The organism is Brevundimonas sp. EAKA (assembly GCF_000698025.1).
GTDB classification, from domain to species: Bacteria; Pseudomonadota; Alphaproteobacteria; order Caulobacterales; family Caulobacteraceae; genus Brevundimonas; species Brevundimonas mediterranea_A.
In genome coordinates this window covers 1-7,326 of record NZ_JMQR01000141.1, presented here as the reverse complement: position 1 = coordinate 7,326, position 7,326 = coordinate 1, and the positions used below count along the sequence as shown (strand labels likewise).

The window sequence follows — 7,326 nt, the reverse complement described above, 5'->3', positions numbered from 1 at the left end:
CGCCAGCCGGACGCCGCCTTGGGCCTTGCCGCGCAACTGCTCCAGCAACTGCCGCACGCCCTCATAGGTCAGGTAGCGGACGATCTGGGGCCGGGCCTGCTCCAGGGTCGGCGGGCTTTCCTTGCGCCGGTCCTCGACCCGCAGCACGGCCCAGCCGCCTTCGGTCTGGAACGGACCGACGGTGGACCCTGCCGGTTTGTCGCGCAGGGCGCCGGCATAGGCCTGGGGCATGACGTCCAGGGTCGAATAGCCCAGGTCGCCGCCTGAAAAGCGCGTCGCCTCGTCCACCGACCGCTCCATGGCCACGGCCTCGAAACTGGCGCCCTGGCCCAGGATGCCGATGACCGCCTCGGCCTCCGGCTTGGTGCGCGACAGGATCAGGCGGACGCGGATCTCCTCCGATGTCTTCGCCAGCCGCAATTGCTCATTGTACAGGGTCTGGACCGCCTGGTCGGAAATGGCGCCGTTGACCACGCTCTCCACCAGCATGTCGCCCAGGATTCGTTCGCGGGTCGCCTCGAGGCGACGCTGGGCCAGGGGCGAGGCGTCCAGGCGACGGCGCTCGGCCTCCCTGGCGAGCAGTTTCTGATCGATCACCTCGTCCAGCACGCGCCGGAACAGGTCCGAGGTCACGTCCAGCGGCTCGCCCTCGCCCACCAGCCCTTGGGCCACCGCCTCGCGCTTGACGTCCGAGGCCCAGACGGTCTCGTCCTGGACCCGGGCCACCGGCCGGTCGCCCGGCTCCGGGGCCTTGTCGTCCCCGCCGCCGCGCGAACAGGCGGCGACCGTCAGGACCGCAGCCAGAAGCGCCATGGAAAACAGGCCGAAAGGTCGCCGAAATGGGGTCAAGAGGGCGCTCCGTAGAAGGCGGCCGAAAGCCCCTCGCGTTGACAGGGGTTAGGCCGGTGCTTAAGTCCCGCCTGCGCCCAAGTCGAGGGGTTTTGATCGTCTGCGCGGCCCTTCGCGCGCGCCAGTTCCGGCGCATCGGGGTCGCCACCGGTTCGGGCCCCTCTCGCGGCGTCCGTATCGCCGCCCCTCACGGGATTTCCAGAGCCGCTCAGCTCGCAGACGCTCGACCGCTTACCGGATCCAATATGCTCGGCTTCGCCAAGAAACTTTTCGGCTCTTCCAACGACCGCAAGGTCAAGGCCTTCCAGGACCACGCCCAGCGCATCAATGCGCTGGAGCCCAAGTTCGCCGCCCTGTCCGACGACGAGCTGCGGATGATGACCGACGCCTTCCGGGACCGCCTGGCCAATGGCGAGACCCTGGACAAGATCCTGCCCGAGGCCTTCGCCGTGGTGCGCGAGGCGTCCAAGCGGGTGCTGGGCCAGCGTCAGTACGACGTCCAGCTGGCCGGCGGCATGATCCTGCACGAAGGCGGCATCGCCGAGATGCGGACCGGCGAGGGCAAGACCCTGGTCGCCGTGGCGCCCGTCTATCTGAACGCCCTGCCGGGCAAGGGCGTCCACGTCATCACCGTCAACGACTACCTGGCCCGCCGCGACGCCGAGACCATGGGCAAGGTCTATCGCTTCCTGGGTCTTGAGGTCGGGGTCATCGTCAACGGCCTGAGCCAGGGCCAGCGCCAGGCGGCCTACGCCGCCGACGTCACCTACGGCACCAACAACGAGTTCGGCTTCGACTATCTGCGCGACAACCTGGTCTATGACCGGCGCGAGATGGTGCAGCGCCCGCACAATTTCGCCATTGTCGATGAAGTCGATTCCATCCTGATCGACGAAGCGCGCACGCCTCTGATCATCTCGGGCCCGACCGAGGACCGTTCGGACCTGTACAAGATCCTCGACGGCCTGGTGAAGGAGCTGATCAAGGACAAGGACACCTTCGAGCTCGACGAGAAGCAGAAACAGGTCCTGCTGACCGAACTGGGCTCGGAGCGGATGGAAGAGGCGCTGGAAAGCGGCGGCCACTTCGCCGCAGACACCACCGGCCTGTACGACGCCGCCAACATCAGCCTGGTCCACCACACCAACCAGGCCCTGCGCGCCAACACCCTGTATCAGCGCGACAAGGACTATATCATCAAGGGCGGCGAGATCGTCCTGATCGACGAATTCACCGGCCGGATGATGACCGGCCGCCGCCTGTCGGAAGGCCTCCACCAGGCCATCGAGGCCAAGGAAGACGTCAAGATCCAGCCCGAGAACCAGACCCTGGCCTCGGTCACGATCCAGAACTATTTCCGCCTGTACCAGAAGCTGTCGGGCATGACCGGCACCGCCGCGACCGAGGCCCAGGAGTTCGGCGACATCTACAAGATGGACGTGCTGGAGGTGCCGACCAACCGGCCGATCCAGCGCAAGGACTATGACGACGAGGTCTATCGGACCCACGCCGAGAAGAACCAGGCCATCGCCAAACAGATCGCCGAATGCCACCTGGCGGGTCAGCCCATCCTGGTCGGCACCGTATCGATCGAGCGTTCGGAACAGCTGTCGGATCTGCTGAGCAAGTTCGAATACAAGGTCGAGGTCTCGCGCAAGCTGAAGCCCCAGTACGAGGGCAAGGCCAAGGAAGCCGAGAAGATCGGCGACGCCGCCTATGACATCACCTACGAGACCAAGCTGCGCGGCATCCCGCACTCCGTCCTGAACGCGCGCCAGCACGAGCAGGAGGCCTATATCGTCGCCGACGCCGGTCTGCCGGGCGTGGTGACCATCGCCACCAACATGGCGGGCCGCGGCACCGACATCCAGCTCGGGGGCAACCTCGAGATGAAGATGCAGAAGTGGCTGCTGGAACAGCGCAACATGGCCGTCGAGGTCACGCCCGAGATGGAGAAGGCCCAGGAGGCCCAGTACAAGGCCGACATCGCCGTCCAGCGCGAGATCGCGCTCGCCGCCGGCGGTCTGTTCGTCCTGGGCACCGAACGCCACGAGAGCCGCCGGATCGACAACCAGCTGCGCGGCCGCACCGGCCGTCAGGGCGACCCCGGCACCTCGAAATTCTATCTGTCCTGCGAGGACGACCTGCTGCGCATCTTCGCCGGCGACCGTCTGGACTCGATCATGAAGACCTTTGGCGTGGCCGAGGGCGAGGCCATCACCCACCCCTGGCTGAACCGCGCCATCGAGACCGCCCAGAAGCGGGTCGAGACCCGCAACTACGACATCCGCAAGAATCTGCTGAAATACGACGACGTCGTGAACGACCAGCGCAAGGCCGTGTTCGAGCAGCGCCAGGAGTTCATGGACTCCGAGGACCTGTCTGAACTGGTCGGCGACTTCCGCCGCGACGTGGTCTCCGACCTGGTCGAACGCTACATGCCGCCCAAGGCCTATGCCGAACAGTGGGACATCGACGGTCTGGACGAAAAGGTCCGCACGACCCTGGGCCTGGAGCTGCCGCTGCACGACTGGGCGGCCGAGGAAGGCGTGTCGAACGAGGAGATCGAGGAGCGGCTTCTGGCCGCCGCCGACGCCCGCGCCGCCGAACGGCTGGAACAGATCGGCGCCGACCAGACGCGCGGTCTGGAGAAGCAGTTCATGCTGCAGATGATCGACATGCAGTGGCGCGAACACCTGGTCCATCTGGATCATCTGCGCGGCGTGATCGGCCTGCGCGGCTACGGCCAGCGCGATCCGCTGAACGAATACAAGACCGAGGCCTTCGCCTTGTTCGAGAACCTGCTGTACGACCTGCGCCACAACGTCACCCGCTGGCTGATGACGGTCGAGTTCCGCTTCCAGGCGCCGCCGGAAATGCCCGAGTTCCAGGAAATCCACCTGAACCCCGGCACCGGCGAGAACGAGATGGTCAATCCGGCCGCGCAAAATCCGGAAGGCCAGTTGATCGGCGACGACCGCTCCAAGCTTCCGGTCGAGGCCCTGCCGCCCGGCTGGGAAATGACCGGCCGTAACTCCCCCTGCCCCTGCGGCTCGGGCCGCAAGTTCAAACACTGCCACGGGGCGCTGGTCTAAGCGCACCGTCCCGATGTGACGCCAGAGCGGCCCCGGATTTCGATCCGGGGCCGTTTTGTTTAGGTCAGCAAAGCCTTCAGCACCCCGTCCAGCACCGGCCGACCGCGCGGCGTCGCCACCAGTCGGCCGGCGCTGAGCCTCAGAAATCCGTCGGTGATCAGGTCGGCTGTCGGCGCCGCGTCCGCGTCCAACCCCAGGTCCGCCAGCAGCCCGACCGGCGCGCCCTCGACTGTGCGCAGGCCCAGCAGCAGCTTTTCTTCGGCCGCCCCGGCGGCGTCCAGCCGTTCCGTCTCCATCCAGGGTGATCCCGCCCCGACCCCGGCCACATAGTCGGCGATCCGGCGATGGGCGACAGTGGCGGTGCGGGTCCCGTCCAGCGTCAGCCGCCCGTGGGCGCCGGGGCCCAGGCCCAGATAGTCGCCGCCGCGCCAGACGTGCAGATTGTGCGCCGAGCGCGCCGACACGCCCCGCGCATGATTGGACACCTCATAGGCGTCGAACCCGGCGGCCTCCAGCACGGTCTGGGTGGTCTCGTACAGGGCTGCGGCCTGGTCTTCATCGGGCGGGATCAGGGTTCCGCGCGCCAGGGCCCGTCCGAACGCCGTCGTCGGCTCCAGGGTCAGCTGATAGGGCGAGACGTGCTCAAACCCCATGTCCAGGGCCGCGCCCAGCTCCGTCGCCCAGTCGGCCGGGGTCTGGCCCGGCCGGGCGTAGATCAGGTCGATGGACAGGCGCGAAAAGGCCCGCCCGGCCAGATCGACCGCGCGCCGCGCCTCGGCCGCCGAATGATCCCGCCCCAGGAACCGCAGCGCGGCGTCGTCCAGCGCCTGCACCCCCATCGACAGCCGGTTGACCCCCGCCCCCGCCAGGGCGGCGAACCGGGCCGCCTCGGCGTCGGTCGGATTGGACTCCAGCGAAATCTCGATCGCACCCGCCGGGGGGAACAGATCGTACGCCTGGGCGATGATCCGGGCTGCGGCCTCGGGCGCCATCAGCGACGGCGTGCCCCCGCCGAAGAAGATCGAGGCCAGCCGGCGCGACCCCGTCAGGGCCCGCTGCGCCCGCATGTCGGCCAGGATCGCCTCGACCAGCGCCGCCTGTTCCTCGACCCGCCCCCGGTCGCGCACGACGTTGAAGTCGCAATAGGGGCAGATGCGCGAACAATAGGGCCAGTGGACATAGAGGCCGACGTCCGTTCCTGGGGCGAGGAAATCAGTCAATCAACGCGGCCCGCAGCTTGGCGAAGGCGCGGGTGCGGTGGCTGATCGCCTCCTTGGCCGCCGGCTCCATCTCGCCGAAGGTCAGCGCGCCGCCCTCGGGAATGAAGATGGGATCATAGCCGAAGCCCCGGTCGCCGCGCGGCGGGAAGGTCAGACGGCCGTGCACCTCGCCCTCCACCACCACGCACGGCCCGTCCGGCCAGGCCACGGCCAGGGCCGAGGTGAACCAGGCGGCGCGGTCCATCGCCCCGATCTCCTCCAGCCGGTCTTCGACCTTCTTCATCGCCACGGCGAAATCCTTGCCCGGTCCGGCCCAGCGGGCGGAGAATATGCCCGGCGCCCCGTCCAGGGCCGCCACCGACATTCCCGAGTCGTCGGCCAGGGCGACCTCGCCTGACAAGGCGGCCGCATGACGAGCCTTCAGCATGGCGTTGCCGGCGAAGGTGGTCTCGGTCTCGTCCGGCTCGGGCAGATTCAACTGGCCGGCGGTGAGGATCTCGTAATCTTCACCCAGCAGGGCGGCGATCTCCGGAACCTTGCCGGGGTTGTGGGTGGCGGCGACGATCCGCATCCCTTTGAAAAGCTTGAGAGTCATCGATTGTCACGGCCCTGAAACAGTCTATTGCCAAAGTTTAATATCGTTAAACGATATGTAACGTGCTTTTTAGCAGCGCACGGCCTATCTATTGATCGTCAGGAACGGGGCCGCACCGTTCAGGACTTCCGGAAAATCCGGAACGATCATGCGGATAATAAACCAAGCGGGTGATTATCACCCAAACAGGAACAACGGAGAACCCTGATGCATACGATGAACATGTCGCTCTGGCTGGACAAGGTCTGCGCCGCTTTCGTCAACACGGTCCTGATCGCCGCCCTGCCGACCGCCCTGGTCGCCATTCTGGTTCAAGCCCTCTGATCGCGCCCAAGTCCAGCCCTGTATCGATCACGAGAGCTTTGACGACCTTGACGAAGACCGCGATGTATAGAGCTGCGCGCGGGTTCGCCGGACCCCGCGCAGCCGTCGCGCCCTTCCCTCCGGCCTGAGACCGACCATGCGCCTGCTCCCGCCGCGACATCCGCTGAAGCGAGGCGAGGCGCTGAGTCCAAAATGGCTGACCCCGAAATGGCCCGCCCCTCGCTGGCTGCGCGCCATTACCGCGCCGCTGAAGGCCCCGTTCCGCGCCCTGGGCCCGGGTTCGGTCTCCAGCGTGCTGAAGGTGGCGCTGGACGTCGCCTATATCCTGCTCTGGCTCATCACCGGCCTGCTGTTGTTGCTGCTGGTCGCCGCCGTCTTCATTCCCCTGGACAATGTGAACATCACCGTCAGCGGCGAGTCCGGCGGGCGACAGCTGCCGCTGACCCGTATGCTTCTGCTGTTCGGCCTGGGGGCGGCCACCGCCTATTTCGGCGGCTTCATGCTGATCCTGCGCAGCCTGCGTCGGATCTTCCGCACCCTGACCATGGGCGATCCCTTCCATCCCGACAATGTCCGCCGTCTGCGCCAGATCGGCCTGACCCTGGCGGTCGTGACCGGCGGCGTCTGGCTGGCCCAGGGCTTCGTGGCCGCGCGCCTGGCGCCGGGCGTCATGGATCCCCAGGGGCTGGGTGAACTGCTGACCCCGATCTTCTCCGTCCTGATCGTCTTCGTCCTGGCGGAGGTTTTCCGCGAGGGGGCGCGCCTGCGCCGCGAATCCGAACTGACGATCTGAGCCGTTTCCAGTAGGACTTCCCCATGGCCATCCGCGTCCAGCTTGATCGCGTCCTCGTCGAACGCCGCATGTCGCTGACCGAACTCGCCGACCGGGTCGGGGTGACGGTGGCGAATCTGTCGATCCTGAAGACGGGCAAGGCGCGCGCCGTGCGGTTCTCGACCCTCGACGCCCTGTGTCGCGAACTGGACTGTCAGCCCGGCGATCTGCTGGTTCACGAACCCGGTCCGGGCGACGCCTTCGACGACGACGCCGAGGCATGAAGCGCAAGGGCCCCGGCCGTGACGAGAACGGGCTGACGCCCGAGGACCGTCGCATCTGGAGCCGCATCACCGGCACGGTCGCCGCCCCACGCAGCCGCAAGGCCGCCCGCGTCACCCCCGGCGCCGAGGCTCCGGCCCATGTCGTGGTCGCCCCGCCGGAGCATCCGCGCCGCCTGGCCAAGGTCTC

The 7,326-nt window shown here is 67.3% G+C and carries 6 protein-coding genes and 1 pseudogene; 4 read left to right on the top strand and 3 right to left on the bottom strand.

The window, feature by feature from the left end:
* The coding region (locus ER13_RS14940) for a peptidylprolyl isomerase (RefSeq protein WP_035310487.1) at positions 1-813 on the bottom strand (813 nt) is incomplete at its 3' end.
* Between the two features lie 281 nt (positions 814-1,094).
* Between ER13_RS14940 and secA the strand changes: the two genes are divergently transcribed.
* A complete protein-coding gene (gene secA / locus ER13_RS14935; RefSeq protein WP_035310485.1) occupies positions 1,095-3,944 on the top strand; it encodes a preprotein translocase subunit SecA in 2,850 nt (949 codons plus the stop codon).
* 59 nt (positions 3,945-4,003) lie between these two features.
* Here secA and hemW read toward each other — a convergent pair whose 3' ends face one another.
* A complete protein-coding gene (hemW, locus tag ER13_RS14930) occupies positions 4,004-5,164 on the bottom strand; it encodes a radical SAM family heme chaperone HemW (RefSeq protein WP_035310483.1) in 1,161 nt (386 codons plus the stop codon).
* Complete coding sequence (gene rdgB, locus ER13_RS14925) at positions 5,157-5,759, bottom strand: RdgB/HAM1 family non-canonical purine NTP pyrophosphatase (RefSeq protein WP_035310481.1); 603 nt, start codon at positions 5,757-5,759, stop codon at positions 5,157-5,159. The genes hemW and rdgB overlap by 8 nt, the downstream gene beginning before the upstream one ends.
* Positions 5,760-6,219: 460 nt before the next feature.
* Here rdgB and ER13_RS14920 point away from each other — a divergent pair, with 460 nt between their 5' ends.
* The 3 genes and pseudogenes from ER13_RS14920 to ER13_RS14910 all read left to right on the top strand — a co-directional run.
* Entirely contained in the window at positions 6,220-6,876 is a 657-nt protein-coding gene (locus tag ER13_RS14920) for a DUF2975 domain-containing protein (RefSeq protein ID WP_052005146.1), read from the top strand.
* Positions 6,877-6,899: 23 nt separating this feature from the next.
* Entirely contained in the window at positions 6,900-7,139 is a 240-nt protein-coding gene (locus tag ER13_RS14915; RefSeq protein ID WP_008258757.1) for a helix-turn-helix transcriptional regulator, read from the top strand.
* Positions 7,136-7,326, top strand: a pseudogene (locus tag ER13_RS14910) (DNA mismatch repair protein MutS); the annotation flags it as partial. The gene ER13_RS14915 and the pseudogene ER13_RS14910, both read left to right, overlap by 4 nt.